The 14,891-nt window shown below is 69.7% G+C and carries 17 protein-coding genes and 1 riboswitch; of the genes, 7 read left to right on the top strand and 10 right to left on the bottom strand.

Annotated features, from left to right (window positions below; translation table 11 throughout):
* Window positions 1–163: 163 nt before the first annotated feature.
* Window positions 164–811: a thiamine phosphate synthase gene (gene thiE / locus WBA97_RS33035; RefSeq protein WP_424234903.1), complete on the bottom strand. Its 648-nt coding sequence runs from the start codon at window positions 809–811 to the stop codon at window positions 164–166.
* Window positions 812–832: 21 nt separating this feature from the next.
* A riboswitch (TPP riboswitch) is annotated at window positions 833–941 on the top strand.
* On the opposite strand from thiE, the gene thiO reads away from it, so the two are divergent.
* The 3 genes from thiO (at window position 938) to WBA97_RS33020 (ending at window position 2,980) form a co-directional block, all read left to right on the top strand.
* Window positions 938–2,017, top strand: coding sequence for a glycine oxidase ThiO (gene thiO / locus WBA97_RS33030; RefSeq protein WP_424234902.1), 1,080 nt, complete (start codon window positions 938–940; stop codon window positions 2,015–2,017). Its footprint overlaps the riboswitch before it by 4 nt.
* A 5-nt stretch (window positions 2,018–2,022) precedes the next feature.
* Window positions 2,023–2,223 carry a sulfur carrier protein ThiS gene (gene thiS, locus WBA97_RS33025; protein WP_424234901.1) on the top strand — a complete coding sequence of 67 codons (201 nt, stop codon included), beginning with the start codon at window positions 2,023–2,025 and terminating at the stop codon, window positions 2,221–2,223.
* A gap of 1 nt (window position 2,224) precedes the next feature.
* Window positions 2,225–2,980, top strand: coding sequence for a thiazole synthase (locus WBA97_RS33020; RefSeq protein ID WP_424234900.1), 756 nt, complete (start codon window positions 2,225–2,227; stop codon window positions 2,978–2,980).
* A gap of 4 nt (window positions 2,981–2,984) precedes the next feature.
* On the opposite strand, the gene WBA97_RS33015 is transcribed toward WBA97_RS33020, so the two are convergent.
* The 5 genes from WBA97_RS33015 to thiC all read right to left on the bottom strand — a co-directional run bounded on the left by WBA97_RS33015 (window position 2,985) and on the right by thiC (window position 8,230).
* Entirely contained in the window at window positions 2,985–3,467 is a 483-nt protein-coding gene (locus tag WBA97_RS33015) for a hypothetical protein (protein WP_424234899.1), read from the bottom strand.
* Between the two features lie 341 nt (window positions 3,468–3,808).
* The gene (locus tag WBA97_RS33010; RefSeq protein WP_424234898.1) at window positions 3,809–4,810 is read right to left on the bottom strand and encodes a DNA-processing protein DprA; all 1,002 of its coding nucleotides are present in this window, start codon (window positions 4,808–4,810) and stop codon (window positions 3,809–3,811) included.
* A 76-nt stretch (window positions 4,811–4,886) separates the two neighbouring features.
* Entirely contained in the window at window positions 4,887–5,711 is an 825-nt protein-coding gene (locus WBA97_RS33005) for an ion transporter (protein ID WP_424234897.1), read from the bottom strand.
* Between the two features lies 1 nt (window position 5,712).
* On the bottom strand, window positions 5,713–6,561 hold the full coding sequence (gene thiD, locus WBA97_RS33000; RefSeq protein WP_424234896.1) for a bifunctional hydroxymethylpyrimidine kinase/phosphomethylpyrimidine kinase: 849 nt from the start codon (window positions 6,559–6,561) through the stop codon (window positions 5,713–5,715).
* 22 nt (window positions 6,562–6,583) lie between these two features.
* Window positions 6,584–8,230 carry a phosphomethylpyrimidine synthase ThiC gene (gene thiC, locus WBA97_RS32995; protein ID WP_424234894.1) on the bottom strand — a complete coding sequence of 549 codons (1,647 nt, stop codon included), beginning with the start codon at window positions 8,228–8,230 and terminating at the stop codon, window positions 6,584–6,586.
* A 212-nt stretch (window positions 8,231–8,442) separates the two neighbouring features.
* Between thiC and WBA97_RS32990 the strand changes: the two genes are divergently transcribed.
* Entirely contained in the window at window positions 8,443–8,997 is a 555-nt protein-coding gene (locus tag WBA97_RS32990; RefSeq protein WP_424234893.1) for a hypothetical protein, read from the top strand.
* Window positions 8,998–9,002: 5 nt separating this feature from the next.
* Here the strand turns inward: WBA97_RS32990 and WBA97_RS32985 are convergent, their stop codons facing one another.
* On the bottom strand, window positions 9,003–10,076 hold the full coding sequence (locus WBA97_RS32985) for a sensor histidine kinase (RefSeq protein ID WP_424234892.1): 1,074 nt from the start codon (window positions 10,074–10,076) through the stop codon (window positions 9,003–9,005).
* Window positions 10,077–10,079: 3 nt separating this feature from the next.
* A complete protein-coding gene (locus WBA97_RS32980; RefSeq protein ID WP_424234891.1) occupies window positions 10,080–10,739 on the bottom strand; it encodes a response regulator transcription factor in 660 nt (219 codons plus the stop codon).
* A 106-nt stretch (window positions 10,740–10,845) separates the two neighbouring features.
* Here WBA97_RS32980 and WBA97_RS32975 point away from each other — a divergent pair, with 106 nt between their 5' ends.
* Complete coding sequence (locus WBA97_RS32975; RefSeq protein WP_424234890.1) at window positions 10,846–11,988, top strand: glycosyltransferase 87 family protein; 1,143 nt, start codon at window positions 10,846–10,848, stop codon at window positions 11,986–11,988.
* On the opposite strand, the gene WBA97_RS32970 is transcribed toward WBA97_RS32975, so the two are convergent.
* A complete protein-coding gene (locus WBA97_RS32970; RefSeq protein ID WP_424234889.1) occupies window positions 11,929–12,846 on the bottom strand; it encodes a S1C family serine protease in 918 nt (305 codons plus the stop codon). The genes WBA97_RS32975 and WBA97_RS32970 overlap by 60 nt on opposite strands.
* Window positions 12,847–13,058: 212 nt before the next feature.
* Window positions 13,059–13,628 carry a peptide deformylase gene (locus tag WBA97_RS32965; RefSeq protein WP_424234888.1) on the bottom strand — a complete coding sequence of 190 codons (570 nt, stop codon included), beginning with the start codon at window positions 13,626–13,628 and terminating at the stop codon, window positions 13,059–13,061.
* Between the two features lie 125 nt (window positions 13,629–13,753).
* On the opposite strand from WBA97_RS32965, the gene WBA97_RS32960 reads away from it, so the two are divergent.
* Both WBA97_RS32960 and WBA97_RS32955 read left to right on the top strand, forming a co-directional pair.
* Entirely contained in the window at window positions 13,754–14,059 is a 306-nt protein-coding gene (locus WBA97_RS32960) for a DUF3263 domain-containing protein (RefSeq protein ID WP_424234887.1), read from the top strand.
* Window positions 14,056–14,676, top strand: coding sequence for a LytR C-terminal domain-containing protein (locus WBA97_RS32955; protein ID WP_424234886.1), 621 nt, complete (start codon window positions 14,056–14,058; stop codon window positions 14,674–14,676). The genes WBA97_RS32960 and WBA97_RS32955 overlap by 4 nt, the downstream gene beginning before the upstream one ends.
* Window positions 14,677–14,891 lie beyond the last annotated feature (215 nt).

The following is a 14,891-nucleotide window of genomic DNA, read 5'->3' as shown; positions in this document are numbered from 1 at the left end:
GCCCTCTCACAAGATCATGCGACTTCGACAATCACATGATCAACCAGAGGATCGTGCCTGCTCCACGCAGGTGATCGACTTTGACGGAACCCTGCGGGAACGGGTGGGGGTTGGCATCCGGCCGGTTCGACTTTCGCGGGGGCGTTTGCGTTGGGCTTGGAGGTCAGGGACGCAGGGCTCTGGCCAGGCGGGACGCCGCCGCTCGTGGGTCCTCCGCCTCCGTGATCGCGCGGACCACCACCACCCGCGACGCCCCGGCCGCCAGCACCTCGGGCAGCCGCGCCTCGTCGATGCCGCCGATCGCGAACCACGGCCGCCCCGTGCCCGTCGCGGCCGTCGCTCGCACCAGGTCGAGGCCGGGCGCGGGCCTGCCCGGTTTCGTCGGTGTCGGCCAGCACGGGCCCGTGCAGAAGTAGTCCACTCCCGGCTCGTCCGCCGCCGCGGCGGCCTGCTTCTCGTCGTGTGTCGAACGCCCGACCACCACGTCGTCGCCGATGATCTTGCGGGCCCACGGCACCGGCAGGTCGTCCTGCCCGAGGTGCAGCACGTCCGCACCGGTCGCCAGCGCCACGTCCGCGCGGTCGTTCACCGACAGCAGCGCCCCGTGCCGCGCGCACGCCTCCGCCAGGATCTCCAGCGCGGCCAGCTCCTCCCGCGCCTCGAGGCCCTTCTGCCGCAGCTGGATCACCTCCACGCCACCGGCCAGCGCGGCGTCCGCGAACTCCGCCAGGTCCTGCCGATTCCCGGTGCACAGGTACAGGCGCGCGTCCGCAAGCCGGCGCCGGATCCCGTCTCCGTCTAGTCCAGGCACCCGGTCACGCTATACGGTGAGGGTGGTCCGCACGGGAGTCCAGAGGACTGGGCTGAGAGGGGATCTGCCGATCCCGACCGTGGAACCTGATCCGGATAATGCCGGCGCAGGGAGCGTGAGTGTGCTGTGAGTCACAATATCGTCGTCGTGGGCGGCGGGGTCATCGGGCTGGCCGTCGCGCGGCGCCTCGCGCCGGAACACGACGTGACGCTCGTCGATCCGGCCCCGGCCCGTGGCGCCTCGTGGGTCGCGGGCGGGATGCTCGCGCCGGTCACCGAGGCGTGGCCGGGTGAGGAGGAGCTGCTCGACATCGGCGGCGCCTCGCTCGCGTCGTGGCCGGGGTTCGCGGCCGACCTTGGTATCGACCTGTTCTCCGAGGGCACGGTCGTCGCCGGGTTCGACACCGCCGACGCCGCGCAGCTCGACATCGTCGCCGACTACCTCGCCCGGCAGGGCAGACCGGTCGACCGGCTCACCGGCCGTGAGCTGCGCCGGGTCGAGCCGACCATCGGCCCCGGCGTCCGATGTGGACTGAAAGTGGTCGGCGACCTGGCCGTCGACAACCGGGAACTGTTGCGGCTGCTGACTTCCCGCGCGTACGAGGCCGGCGTGGAGTTCCTCCGCGAACCGGTGCGGGCGGTGCGGCCCGGTGAAGTGGAACTCGCCGGGTCGACCTTGCGCTGCGACATCGCGGTCATCGCAGCGGGTGCGTGGAGCGGCGGGCTGCACCCGGCGCTCGCGTCGGCGGTGCGGCCGGTCAAGGGCGAGATCCTGCGCCTGCGCGCACGCGACGGCACCCTGCCGCCGCCCCGCCACACCGTGCGCGCGCTCGTCGAGTCCCGGCCGGTCTACCTGGTGCCGAGGGCGGACGGCGAGCTGGTCCTCGGCGCGACGCAGTACGAGGCCGGTTTCGACACCGAGGTCACCGCGGGCGGCGTGCGTGACCTGCTCGTGCGCGCCGAACGCGTGGTGCCCGCCATCGCGGAGTACGAGCTGACGGAGACCGCGGCGGGGCTGCGGGCAGGCAGCAGGGACAACCTCCCGCTCGTCGGCTGGCTCGAACCGGGGGTGCTGGTCGCGGCGGGACACCACCGCAACGGCCTGCTGCTCGCCCCGATCACGGCGGACGCGATCCGCGCCATGGCCGCCGGCGCGGAGCCGCAGGCGGAGATCAAGGCAGCGGACCCCGCCCGACTGGAGAGGTGAGGGAGATGTACGTACGGGTCAACGGCACGGAACGCGAGGTGCCGGACGGCGCGACGGTGACCGAACTCCTTGTGGTCCTTGGCGTTCCGGCCAAGGGCGTGGCCGTCGCGGTCGACGGCCATGTCGTCGCGCGGACCGAGCACGACACGAGGGTGGTGCCCGACGACGCCGACGTCGAGGTGCTGACCGCGGTGCAGGGAGGCTGACATGGACGACCCACTGGTCATCGGCGACCGTCAGTACTCGTCGCGCCTGATCATGGGCACCGGCGGCGCCGCGAACCTGGCGGTGCTGGCGCGTGCGCTGAGCGCGTCGGGCACCGAACTGACGACGGTGTCCATCCGCCGCGTGGACACTCAGGGCGGCACCGGTGTGCTGGAAGTGCTGGAGCGCCTCGGCATCGACCCGCTGCCGAACACGGCGGGCTGCCGGACCGCGGGGGAGGCGGTGCTCACCGCGCGCCTTGCCCGTGAGGCGCTGGGCACCTCGTGGGTGAAGCTGGAGGTCGTGGCGGACGACCGCACCCTGCTGCCGGATCCGGTGGAGCTGTTGGAGGCCGCGGCGACGCTGGTCGACGACGGTTTCACGGTCCTGCCGTACACGAACGACGACCCGGTGCTGGCGCTGCGGCTGGAGGAACTCGGTTGCGCGGCGGTGATGCCGCTGGGTTCGCCGATCGGCACCGGGCTCGGCATCCGCAACCCGCACAACATCGAGCTGATCGTGAAGCGTGCCGGCGTACCGGTGATCCTCGACGCGGGCATCGGCACGGCGTCCGACGCGGCGCTGGCCATGGAACTGGGCTGCTCGGGCGTGATGCTGGCAACCGCGGTCACGAGGGCGACGGACCCGGAGGCCATGGCGACGGCGATGCGCCACGGCATTACGGCGGGCCGCCTGGCCCACGGCGCGGGCCGCGTACCGCAACGTTTCTGGGCCCAGGCATCGAGCCCACCGCGCTGACCACTTACCGCGGACAGTCGTCGCCGGTCACCGGACAACGCAGTGCGTCGTACGGCCCCTCGAGAGTCTCGATGAGCCGGCGGTGATCAGGCCAGTCGTATCGAAGCCACCTGGTCACACAGAGGATGGTCACGCGTGCCGCACCCGCGTCCTTCAGTGCCAGCGCCGCGGACTGCGCCTTGGCGCCGGAGACCCAGGTGTCATCGATGACGAGTACATGACGACCCGCGACGAGGGGACGGAACGAGACTGGAACGACGAAACGATCTGCACGAGGAGCTCGCGCCGGCGGCTCGGTGTGGCCAGGGCCCACCTGCAGTGCGACCTTCGCCGCAGAGTCGTAGACATCGTGCACGGCCCGGGCAAGGTCGGCCACGGGATGCTCGCCTCCCGGTCGCGCGGCGGAGGGAACAAACGTCACCGCATGCCACCAGCCGCTTGTCGCGGCGATGCACCGGCCGTGCACGTATGCGGCCGTCACCGTCATCAACCGCAGGTCCTGAGCACATTTCGGTGCTGGCGGAGACGCTTTGTACGCGCGTACGTGGTGAGCGGACTGGTGCATCGAGGGCATACGTGCTTTGGCGTACGCCAACGGAACCACGAGATCGGCGAGGTTGCTGCCGAAGGTCTCCCGCGCGCCGCGACATTGGGCACACAGGCCGGGTGGGTCGTACCCGGGTCCGGGACCGGTGCACATTGGACAGACCTTCGACGCGGTGCGTCGCGTGTTGCAGAAGAAGGCCCCTACATCCGCGTAAAGCTGTGCGGCCAGAGCCCGAGCGACCTGGTCACCGGAGGCGGGGTCGGAATGGTCGCCCCGGTCGGTCATCGTCGCGTCGCGGCCGCGAGCAAGGTGTCGACGATTGCCGGACCGGCCGTGATTCTGTCAACCACCGACATGATCTCGTCGGTGCTGCTGACAACATGAACACCTGGTCGGCCGATCAGGTCGGAGGGCCACTTGTTCGAGTCGACAACGAGGTCGGTGAGGACCACGGGGCGACCGTGGCTGACCGCCTTCCGTGCCTGGATCCGAGCGCCGCTGTGCTCGCCTGCTTCCACCACGACAGTTGCCCGGCCGAAGCCTGACATCACAGCGTTGCGCATGGGGAAGGAGTGCTTCGTCGGTGGAGCATCCGGCCAGAACTGCGACAGTACGAGTCCGTCGCGAGTGATTCGGTCCTGCAGGCCCTTGTTCTCTGCGGGATAGATCTGGGTGATCCCGGTTCCTGTCACCGCGACCGTGCGGCCTTCTGCTTCCAGCGCGGCCAGATGTGCGGCGGTGTCGATGCCTTTGGCGAGGCCGGCAATCACGGTGATCCCACGGGCCGCGAGACCGGCGGCGACCGACCTGGCGATGTCCAGTCCTCGAGTCGAGGCCTGGCGTGAGCCGACCACCGAGACGCCGACCTCATCCGGCACGAGCGTTCCCTTGTAGAACAGCACGGGAGGCATCTCGTGGATCTCGCGGAGCTGGGCGGGGTAGTCGGGGTCGCCGAAGGTGAGGAATCCGAAGTCCGACGCCCGCCATTGGGTGATGTCGCGCCCCGCGACCGCGAGAGCCGACGATTGTCCGTCCGGGCCGTCGGCGTGGTCGAACAAACCGGCTGGGTTCAGTTCATCCCAGAAGGTCCGAGCGCTTCCCCGCGACGTGACCTCGGCGGCGATGTCCGCCCAGGAGAGTTTCGACGGGCGGGCACGAAGGAGGGCGACCAGCGCCGCTCGCTCGTCGTCATCCCATGCCCGATCCATGCGCGCCAGCCTAATGTGCCCGTCGCGAACGGGCTGGCTGCGCCACGGGTCTTCCGCCGACCAGATATCGAGCATGTGTTCGATATTACATGGCTGTCGCGCGCCGGGACATCGCGCTTGCCACCGTGCCGCATCGACGGAATCATCGAGATCAGGACTGACATCCCGTGGCTTCTTCGCTGGACTGGCGCAGCTCCGCCACCTCCCGCCGCAACGCCCTGATCTCCTCCAGGATCAACGCGTCCGACCGTGCCTGGTCGGCCGCGTGCAGCTCCTCCGCCTCGACGAGGTCGTCCGTCACCGACTTCTCCATCCCGCTCACGATCACCGCGATGAACAGGTTCAGCACCGCGAAGCTCGAGATCAGGATGTAGATCACGAAGAAGATCCACGCGAACGGCGCCTTCGCTATCACCTCGCGCGCGATGTCCGGCCACGCCTCGCCGGTCATCGTCTGGAACAGGGTGAACAGCGTGGTGCTCAGGTCGCCGAAGTACCTTGGCGAGATCGTGCCGAACAGCTTCGTGGCCATCACCGCGGCCACGTAGATGATCAGCCCGAGCAGCGCGCCGATCGACGCCATCCCCGGCACCGCCGCGAGCAGGCCCGACACGACGCGCCGCATCGCGGGCACCGCCGAGATCAGCCGCAGGGCACGCAGGATCCGCAGCGAACGCAGCACCGAGAACGGCCCGGACGTCGGGATCACCGAGATCCCCACGATCAGGACGTCGAACACGTTCCACGGGTCGCGGAAGAACCGCCAGCCGTACGCGTACAGGCGCAGCGCCAACTCGACCACGAAGATGCCGAGGATCACGTGATCGACGGCGTGCAGCAGCCAGCCGACCTCGGCCAGCACCGTCTTCGACGTCTCAAGGCCGAGTGTGACCGCGTTCACCACGATCACCCAGATGATGAGGAGCTGGAAGCGTTTGTGGTCGACAAGAGCGCGGACGCGGTCCCGTAAGTTCACGTCAAGAGAGACTAATTGCCCCGTCGTCGGGCAGTCGCCAGAATGCCGAGACTGGACCAACACCGCCACCCAGCGGATACGCGTGCTTCACCGCGTTGGTGACGAACCACTTGCCGAAACGCACGGCGTCGGGCACCGGCATGCCACGCGCCAGCGCGGCGGTGATCGACGACGCCATCGTGTCGCCGCCACCGTGCGTGTGCCTGGTGTCGATCCTGGCCGCGGGCAGCTCGAGGAACGTCTCGCCGTCGTACAGCACATCGACGCACTCCGGGTCGTCGCGCATGTGACCACCCTTGACAAGTGTCCATTGTGGACCGAGCGCGTGCAGTGCCATGGCCGCCTCACGTGCGTCGGCGTGCGTGCGGACGTCGTGGCCGACCAGCAGCCGCACCTCGTCGAGGTTCGGGGTGACGAGCGTCGCACGCGGGAACAGCTCGGCGCGCAGCGCGGTCATCGCGTCGTCGCGCAGCAGCGGGTCGCCGTGCATCGACGCCGACACCGGGTCCACGACGAACGGGATGGTGCCGTACCGTCCAATGTGGACCCGGTCGCACGCCTTCGCCACCGCCTCGATGATCTCGGCGGTGGCGAGCATGCCGGTCTTCGCCGCCAGCACGCCGATGTCATCGGCGACCGTCTCGATCTGGGCCGCGACGACCTCGGGCGGGATCACCGAGACACCGGTGACCCCGAGCGAGTTCTGCACGGTGACCGCGGTGATCGCGGTCATGCCGTGCACTCCGCACGCGAAGAACGTGCGGAGGTCGGCCTGCAGCCCCGCACCACCGCCGGAGTCGGAGCCGGCGATGGTGAGGACGCGGGGTGGAGTTTCAGTCACTTGTGTCATCTGTTCGCTACGCAAGCTTCGCTCATTCGACCACCGGCAGATAGACGTTGCGTCCGTGCTCGTGGAAGCGGTCGGACATCTCCTCCATGCCGGCGTCGATCGCGGCCATGTCGGTGAGCCCGTGCTCCTCCGCGTACTTGCGGACGTCCTGCGTGATGCGCATCGAGCAGAACTTGGGCCCGCACATGGAACAGAAGTGCGCGGTCTTGGCCGGTTCCGCGGGCAGGGTCTCGTCGTGGAACGACCGTGCCGTGTCCGGGTCGAGCGACAGGTTGAACTGGTCGGTCCACCGGAACTCGAAGCGGGCCTTGGAAAGCGCGTCGTCCCACTCCTGCGCGCCGGGGTGTCCCTTGGCGAGGTCGGCGGAGTGCGCGGCGATCCGGTAGGTGATCACGCCGGTCTTCACGTCGTCACGGTTGGGCAGGCCGAGGTGCTCCTTCGGCGTGACGTAGCAGAGCATCGCGGTGCCGAGCCAGCCGATCTGCGCCGCGCCGATCGCGGAGGTGATGTGGTCGTAGGCGGGCGCGATGTCCGTCGCGAGTGGACCGAGGGTGTAGAACGGCGCCTCGCCACAGAGTTCCTCCTCACGGCGCACGTTCTCGGCGATCTTGTGCATCGGCACGTGGCCGGGCCCCTCGATCATCACCTGCACGTCGTGCTCACGCGCGACGTGCGTCAACTCGCCCAGCGTGCGCAGCTCCGCGAACTGGGCGTCGTCGTTGGCGTCCGCGATGGACCCCGGCCGCAGCCCGTCGCCGAGTGAGAACGTCACGTCGTAGGCACGCAGGATCGCGCACAGCTCGACGAAGTTGGTGTACAGGAACGACTCCCGGTGGTGCGCGAGGCACCATGCCGCCATGATCGACCCGCCGCGCGACACGATCCCGGTGACCCGCTTCGCGGTCAGCGGCACGTACCGCAGCAGCACGCCCGCGTGCACGGTCATGTAGTCGACACCCTGCTCGCACTGCTCGATCACGGTGTCGCGGTAGACCTCCCACGACAGCGCGGCCGGGTCGCCGTTGACCTTCTCCAGCGCCTGGTAGATCGGCACGGTGCCGATGGGCACGGGGGAGTTGCGCACGATCCACTCGCGGGTCTCGTGAATCCGTTTCCCCGTCGAGAGGTCCATCACCGTGTCGGCGCCCCAGCGCGTCGCCCACACCAGCTTGTCCACCTCGTCCTCGATGGAGGAGGAGACGGCCGAGTTGCCGATGTTAGCGTTGATCTTGACGAGGAACTTCTTGCCGATGATCGCGGGCTCGACCTCGGGATGCCTGCGGTTCACCGGAATCACGGCACGCCCGATGGCGACCTCGTTCCGCACGAACTCCGCGTCGACGCCCTCGCGTGCGGCGACGTACCGCATCTCCTTGGTGATGATCCCGGCCTTCGCGTACGCCAGCTGGGAAACCGCGCCGTTCACGGGTTCCCGCTCGGCGATCCAGTCGGCACGCAGCGGATCGAGTCCACTGTGGACGTCGATGGTGGCGTTGTCGTCGGTGTACGGGCCGGACGTGTCGTACAGGTCGAGGTGCTCGCCGTTGGTCAGGTCCACCCGGCGGAACGGCACCGGGATGCCGTCCACGTCGCGGTACACCTTGCGGGACCCGGTGATGGGCCCGGTGGTCACACTGGGGCGCACGGAACGGTCGTCAAGTGCGGTCATGTCGTGGAGCTCCCTACGCCGGCATTACCCGGTCAGGTTCAGGCGGTCGGCAGAACCGGGTCCGTGACTGGACACCATCTGCCCTCTCAGCCCGCCAAGGCGCGAGCTCCCGCGTTTGTCTTCAGTTGTCGCTGTCTGACACCTCCGACCATAACCAGCCGTTCGGGGCACTGCCAAGGGCGAGATCGGCGCGGCGGCGATACCGTGCATCCGTGCACGCGCACCCGGCGGCGGCGAAACCTTGCGCGACCTGCGGAGACCTCACGGGCCGCGGCTACCCGTCGTGCCCGGACTGCGCGCGGGCGGTCGACCGCCCGTGGGAGTCGGCGTGGGCGGCGCTGCCGGACCCGGACCCCGAGCAGGTGGCCGACGCGCCGTCCGGCGACTACCCATGGACGTGTGTCGACTGGGCGCTCCGGCAGCTTCGCTGCGCGGGCTGCGGCGGCGAGCTGGCCGCGGGCGCACCGGACTGCGTCGGCTGCGCGGCGGCGGACGCGGCCCGCTGGGAACTGGCGACCGCGACAGCACACGAACGCGCGCTGCGCACCGCGGTCGCGGCACTGCGCGCGCCGACGTGGCACAGGCGTGCGGTGGCGTCGACGTGGCGGCTGCTGCTGCCGTTCGTGGTGGCCGGATCCGTACCCTCCCGGGCGGCGTTGTGCGAGGTCAGGACCCAGGTGGTGGCGGGGAGGTACGAGGAGCTGGCGACCCTGGACACGCTGCCCCTCGAGCTGCCGCTGCTGCCGTGGCGCCGTTCAGTGGTCTGACCGGTTCACGGCAGGTTCACCGTCACCGTGAGGCCGCCGTGCTCACCGGCCTTGGCCGACACCGAGCCGCGGTGGGCGGCGGCCACCGAGCGCACGATCGACAGGCCGAGACCAGCGCCGTCGCGCTGGTGCGTGCGTTCCGCGGTCAGGCGGCGGAACGGTTCGAACAGGGCGGGCACCGCCTCGGCCGGGACCCGCTGCCCGGTGTTGCCGACCGACAGCGCTGGCTCGCAGGCGACCACCACGTCGACGACCCCGCCCGGCTCGTTGTACTTGATCGCGTTGTCGACCAGGTTGCTCACCATGCGTTCGAGGAGCACGGGGTCGCCTGCCACGGTCCGCTGGATCACGTCCCGCCGGATGGTCACGTCGTGCTTGGTGGCCTGCTCGGCGAACCGGTCCAGCACCTCGCCCGCCAGCAGGTCCAGCCGCACCGGCTCGGTGCCCGGCAGGCCGCGGTCGCTTTCCGCGAGCACCAGCAGACCCTCGATCAGCTTCTCGTTGCGTTCGTTGACGACCAGCAGCTGCGCGGCGAGCCGGGACAGGTCCCGCTCACCGGTCACCATCGCCACCTCGACCAGCGTCCGCTGCACCGCGAGGGGCGTGCGCAGCTCGTGGGACGCGTTCGACGCGAACCGGCGCTGGCCCTCGTAGCCCGCGGCCAGCCGGTCGAGCATCTCGTCCAGCGCGTCGGCCAGCACCCGCACCTCGCCACGGGGGCCGCGGTGGTTGACGCGCTGCCCCAGGTTCTGCGGGCCAAGCTGCCGGACGGTGTCGGCCATGGCCCGCACCGGGCGCAGGATCCGGCCCGCCGCCACCCGCAGGAGCACCACGAGCAGGATGAACCCGACCACCACCGCGACGCCCGCGAGCCACCGGGAGCCGGTGGTCCACGGCGGGCAGGTGTAGCTCAGGATCTGGCTGTCGAACGGGTACTCGACGGAACACATGGTCCGGTTCGAGAACACCGAGGTCGAGAAGTCGCGGTAGAACGGCCTGCCGACGGCGATCAGCACCCCACCGGTGACGAAGCACGCGACGCACAGGAGCGTCACGCGCATGCTCAGTGACAGGCGCATCCCTCACCCGCCGAACCGGTAGCCGGCGCCCGGCACGGTGTGGATCACCGGTGGGTCACCCAGCTTGCGCCGCAGCGTCATCACCGCCATCCGCACCGCGTTGGTGAACGGGTCCGCGTGCTCGTCCCATGCCTTCTCCAGCAGCTCTTCCTGGCTGACGACCTTGCCCGCGTTGCGCATGAACACCTCGAGCACGGCGAACTCCTTGGGGGACAGCGACAACGGCCGCCCGTCCCTGGACACGTGCCGGCGCGGGCCGTCGAGCGTGACGCCCGCGTGGTCCAGCACCGGGGGCAGCGCGGGCAGCGCCCTGCGCGACAGCGCGTGCACGCGTGCGACCAGTTCGGCGAACGCGAACGGTTTGGTCAGGTAGTCGTCCGCGCCGAGACCGAGCCCGTCGACGCGGTCGCGGATGCTCGCCGCCGCCGTCAGCATGATCACCCTGGTCTCGCGGCCCGCCGCGATGATCTGCCTGCACACGTCGTCGCCGTGGAGCTTGGGCAGGTCACGGTCGAGGACCACCACGTCGTAGGTGTTCGTCACGACGCGTTCCGCGGCCGCGTCGCCGTCGTAGCAGACGTCGACCGCGAAACCGAGGTGCCGCAGGCCGTTCGTCAGGGTGTCGGCGAGCAGCCGTTCGTCCTCGGCGACGAGTATGCGCATGTGAACCCCCAGGAACGTGCGCGCGAGATGCTACCGGCGACGGGATACGGACGGGATAAACGCCGCGTTTACCGGCCCGGGAACGGCCGGCTCGTACCCATGTCGCATGCCGTTGCTCCTGATCGGACTCGTCGTCGTGAACGCCGGTGTGCTTGGCTGGTTCCTCTCCCCGCCATCGCCCGCGATGCTGCGCATCGACCTGGACGTGTACCGGCTCGGCGCCGAGATGTGGCTGGCAGGCGGGGATCTGTACGGGCGCCTGCCACCCACGCTCATCGGCAACCACCTGCCGTTCACGTACCCGCCGGTCTCCGCCGTGTTGTTCACACCGTTCACGCTGCTCTCGCACCCGGCGGGGAGCTTCGTGCTCACGCTGCTCTCCATCGTGGTGCTGGCCTTTGTGCTGGTGCTCGTGACGCGGTCGGTCGACCTCCGGCCGACGCCGCTGCTCGTCGGTGCGCTCCTGCCCGCCGCGTTGCTGCTGGAGCCCGTGCGCGTGACGCTCTACTTCGGACAGATCAACGTCCTGCTGATGGGTCTCGTCGTCGCGGACTGCCTGGTGCGCAAGCCGAAGTGGCCGCGGGGTGCGTTCGTCGGGCTCGCCGCCGCGGTCAAGCTGACCCCGGCCGCGTTCGTGCTGTTCTTCCTGCTGCGCGGCGACCGGCGGGCGGCGCTGACGGCCGTCATGTCGTTCGCGTGCGTCACCGCGGCCGGGTTCGTCCTGAACTGGCGGGGTTCCGTGCGGTACTGGACGACCACGTTGTTCGACCCGGACCGCATCGGCAAGGTGTCGCACGAGTCGAACCAGTCGATCGCGGGGGTGCTCGCCCGGCTGGGGATCGAGCGCGGCCTGCTGTGGCTGGTGCTGGTCTGCCTGGTCGTCGCCGTGGGCGCGATCGCGGTGCGCAGGGCCGCGTCGCCGATGGTTGCCTTGGGGCTCAACGCTTTCGTGGTGCTGCTGGGGTCGCCGGTGTCGTGGTCGCACCACTGGGTGTGGGTCGGGCCGTTCCTGTTCGCCGCTTGGCGGACCGGTGCGGCGGTAGTGCCGGTCGCGGGCGGGGTGGCGCTGTTCCTGCTGTCCCCGCACTGGTGGTGGGAAGCCGATGACGGCACGACCGTGACCAGCTTCGTCGTCGGCAACGCATACGTGTGGTGTGCGATGGCCGTGCTCGCGTGCGCGGCGTTCCGGTCAGCCGATCGTCAGCTCGGTCGGGCGGGCGTACACGTCGACCATCGCGCCGTTCCGTAGCACGGTCACCGCCAGGTTGGTGCCGATGACCTCGGCGAACAGCTTCCGCTGGATGCCCTGCGCGTCGTGGATCCGTTCGCGCGCCACCGTCAGCACGAGGTCGCCCTTCCGCAGCCCGGCCTGGTCGGCGGGCCCGTCGCGCACCACCTCGATCACCCGCAGCCCGGCCCGCTGACCGGTCCGCTCCGCGAGGTCGTCGGGCAGCGGCGCGGGCACGCCCACCACCCCGAGGTACGCGCGCCGCACCCGGCCCTCGACCATCAGCGTGTCGATGATCCGCCGGGTCGTCTCGTTGATCGGCACCGCCAGGCCGAGGCCGAAACCCGCCACCGCCGTGTTGATCCCGATGACCCTGGCCCGCGAGTCGGCGAGCGCGCCGCCCGAGTTGCCGGGGTTCAGCGCCGCGTCGGTCTGGATCACGTCCTCGATCACCCGTGCCGCCTGGCCCTGCCGCACCGGCAGCGACCGGCCGAGCGCGCTCACCACTCCCGCGGTCACCGAGCCCGACAGGCCGAGCGGGGAACCCACCGCCACCACCAGCTGACCCACGACCAGGTCGTCCGCGTTGCCCAGCGTGGCCGGTGCGGGTGCTTTCTGTGCGCGCAGCACCGCCAGGTCCGACAGCGGGTCCGCGCCGATCACGTCGAACGGGGACTCCTCGCCGTCGGAGTACGTCGCCTCGCCACTGGACGAGCCGCCCATCACGTGGGCGTTCGTCAGCAGGTGCCCGTCCTCCGTGAACACCACCGCCGAACCGCTGCCTCGGCGCAGACTCACGCCCGCCACGTGGGGTGTCAGGATCCTGGCCACCTCGCTCACCGTGCGCGAGTAGGCGTCCAGTTCGTCGTCGTCGGACATCGCACCACCGCCCATTACACCGTTGCACCCAATACAAATGTGCGCCAGTGACAGTTTGTTCCGCGTTCGCCCTCAGCGGACGTCGGCGTTCGCACCCGTCGGCACGGTGGCCACCGACTCGGTGTCGACGTGGGCAGCGCGACGAGTGCCGGGCGGGTTCAGCGTCTCGACCTTCGTCAGCACGCGCGGCCGGTGCTCAGCTGGGTCGTCGACTAGATCTCCACCTCGTCCTCGGTCGCGGGGTTCCACGACAGGCCGGGCTTGCCCCAGTCGTTGCGCTTGAGCATCCGCTTCGACTCGCGGCTGTGCCTGCCGACGAGCCGGTTCAGGTACAGCAGACCGTCGAGGTGGTCGGTCTCGTGCTGGAGGCAGCGCGCGAAGTAGCCGGTGCCCTCGACCTCGAGCGGTTCGCCGTCGAGGTCCTGCCCGGTGACCTTCGCCCAGTTCGCGCGTCCGGTGGGGAACGACTCGCCGGGCACGGAGAGGCAGCCTTCGAGGTCGTCGTCCGGGTCGGGCATGGTCTCCGGGCGCTCGGACGTCTCGAGCATCGGGTTCACGATCACGCCGCGGTGCCGCACGCCATCGTCGTCGGGGCAGTCGTACACGAACACCCGCAGGTCGACGCCGATCTGGTTGGCGGCGAGGCCGACGCCGCGCGCGGCGGCCATGGTCTCGAACATGTCGTCGACCAAGGTGCGCAGCTCGTCGTCGAAGGTCTCGACCTTGCGAACGGGACTGTGCAATACGGGGTCGCCGACGATCCGGATCGGATGAACTGCCATGTGCCGAACTGTAGCCAAACCGGGTGCGTTGTCCCGGCGGGGACGGCGGTAGCGTGATGTAATGGCACCCGGAAATCACATGCTTGTGATTCCGGTTCAGGACCGACCTGGTGGCGAGGAGCCAGATGGACGCCGCGGAGTTGCCGGCAGAGCCCGCTAGGAGCCTGCCCGCAGCCGGGGAGCTGACCGAGCGTGAGCGCGCGATCCTCGCGTTCGAGCGCCAGTGGTGGAAGTACGCGGGTGCCAAGGAACAGGCCATCCGCGAGCTGTTCGATGTGTCGCCGACGCGGTACTACCAGCTGGTCAACCGGCTGATCGACAAGAACGAGGCGCTCGAGGCCGACGCGATGCTGGTCAAGCGGCTGCGTAGGTTGCGGGCGACAAGGCAGCGCGCACGGCTGGCGCCGAGGCTGGGTGCCGAACGGCAATGACATCGCCCGATTCCGGTTCGACGCGCCCATTGCGGGTCGCGGGTGTCGCACTGCTCGGTGTGGCGGCGGTGGCCCTGGTCATCGGCTTGATCAGTGTGTTCGGGGGCAGCGGCGACGGCCGCGCGGAAGGTGGCGGGGAACGGCCACCCGAGCCGACGTCGACCACGCAGTCGTCCCTGCCGGGCAACCCGCCGTCCTCGACGTCGACCTCGAAGTCCGTCCCGCCGACGACCACCAAGCCCAGCTCACCGACGACCACCACGACCCGGACCCGCCCGCCTGGCGACAACAACGGTGAGCCGGAGAAGTCGGTTCCGGTGCGGGTGCTGAACAACAGCAAGATCAAGGGCTTGGCCGCGACCGCGAAGAGCGACCTGGAGGCCGACGGCTGGCAGGTCGTGTCCGTCGGTAACTACTCGGCGACGAACCTGCCGGAGACGACGGTGTTCTTCCGGCCGGGCACCGAAGAGGAAGCCGCGGCACGCGCACTCGCATCCACGTTCGGCCTGGCAGCCGAACCACGCCTGGACACCCTGGCGGACCAACCAGCAGGCGTGCTCGTAGTGGTAACAAGCGACTACGCCGCCGACAACAACGGCGGCAAAAACGAAGGCTGACCCCACCCCAGCCCCACCCCACCCCGCCCCGCACCACAACCCGCGAGTCCACGGTTCAGGACTAGCGAGTCTACGGTTCGGAACCCGCGAGTCTACGGTTCAGGACTCGCGAGTCTGCCATTCAGGACATCCGAGTTGGCGGTTCGGCTCTAACGCTGTTCGACCCGAACCGCAAACTCATCGGTCCCCAACCGTCGACTCGCGGGTCCCCAACC

Origin of the sequence: Actinophytocola sp. (assembly GCF_049647105.1) — a bacterium.
Lineage (GTDB): Bacteria > Actinomycetota > Actinomycetes > Mycobacteriales > Pseudonocardiaceae > Actinophytocola.
This window is presented reverse-complemented; position numbering and strand designations above follow the sequence as displayed.

Bases quoted from the DNA above. Each gene is read 5' to 3' on its own strand.
- thiD (WP_424234896.1), bottom strand. From the start codon at position 6,561: ATGACACAAGTGACTGAAACTCCACCCCGCGTCCTCACCATCGCCGGC.
- WBA97_RS33010 (WP_424234898.1), bottom strand. From the start codon at position 4,810: ATGCTCGATATCTGGTCGGCGGAAGACCCGTGGCGCAGCCAGCCCGTT.
- WBA97_RS32970 (WP_424234889.1), bottom strand. From the start codon at position 12,846: ATGTCCGACGACGACGAACTGGACGCCTACTCGCGCACGGTGAGCGAG.
- thiS (WP_424234901.1), top strand. From the start codon at position 2,023: ATGTACGTACGGGTCAACGGCACGGAACGCGAGGTGCCGGACGGCGCG.
- WBA97_RS32955 (WP_424234886.1), top strand. From the start codon at position 14,056: ATGACATCGCCCGATTCCGGTTCGACGCGCCCATTGCGGGTCGCGGGT.
- WBA97_RS32965 (WP_424234888.1), bottom strand. From the start codon at position 13,628: ATGGCAGTTCATCCGATCCGGATCGTCGGCGACCCCGTATTGCACAGT.
- WBA97_RS32985 (WP_424234892.1), bottom strand. From the start codon at position 10,076: ATGCGCCTGTCACTGAGCATGCGCGTGACGCTCCTGTGCGTCGCGTGC.
- WBA97_RS33020 (WP_424234900.1), top strand. From the start codon at position 2,225: ATGGACGACCCACTGGTCATCGGCGACCGTCAGTACTCGTCGCGCCTG.
- WBA97_RS32980 (WP_424234891.1), bottom strand. From the start codon at position 10,739: ATGCGCATACTCGTCGCCGAGGACGAACGGCTGCTCGCCGACACCCTG.
- WBA97_RS32975 (WP_424234890.1), top strand. From the start codon at position 10,846: ATGCCGTTGCTCCTGATCGGACTCGTCGTCGTGAACGCCGGTGTGCTT.
- WBA97_RS32960 (WP_424234887.1), top strand. From the start codon at position 13,754: ATGGACGCCGCGGAGTTGCCGGCAGAGCCCGCTAGGAGCCTGCCCGCA.
- WBA97_RS33015 (WP_424234899.1), bottom strand. From the start codon at position 3,467: ATGACGGTGACGGCCGCATACGTGCACGGCCGGTGCATCGCCGCGACA.
- thiC (WP_424234894.1), bottom strand. From the start codon at position 8,230: ATGACCGCACTTGACGACCGTTCCGTGCGCCCCAGTGTGACCACCGGG.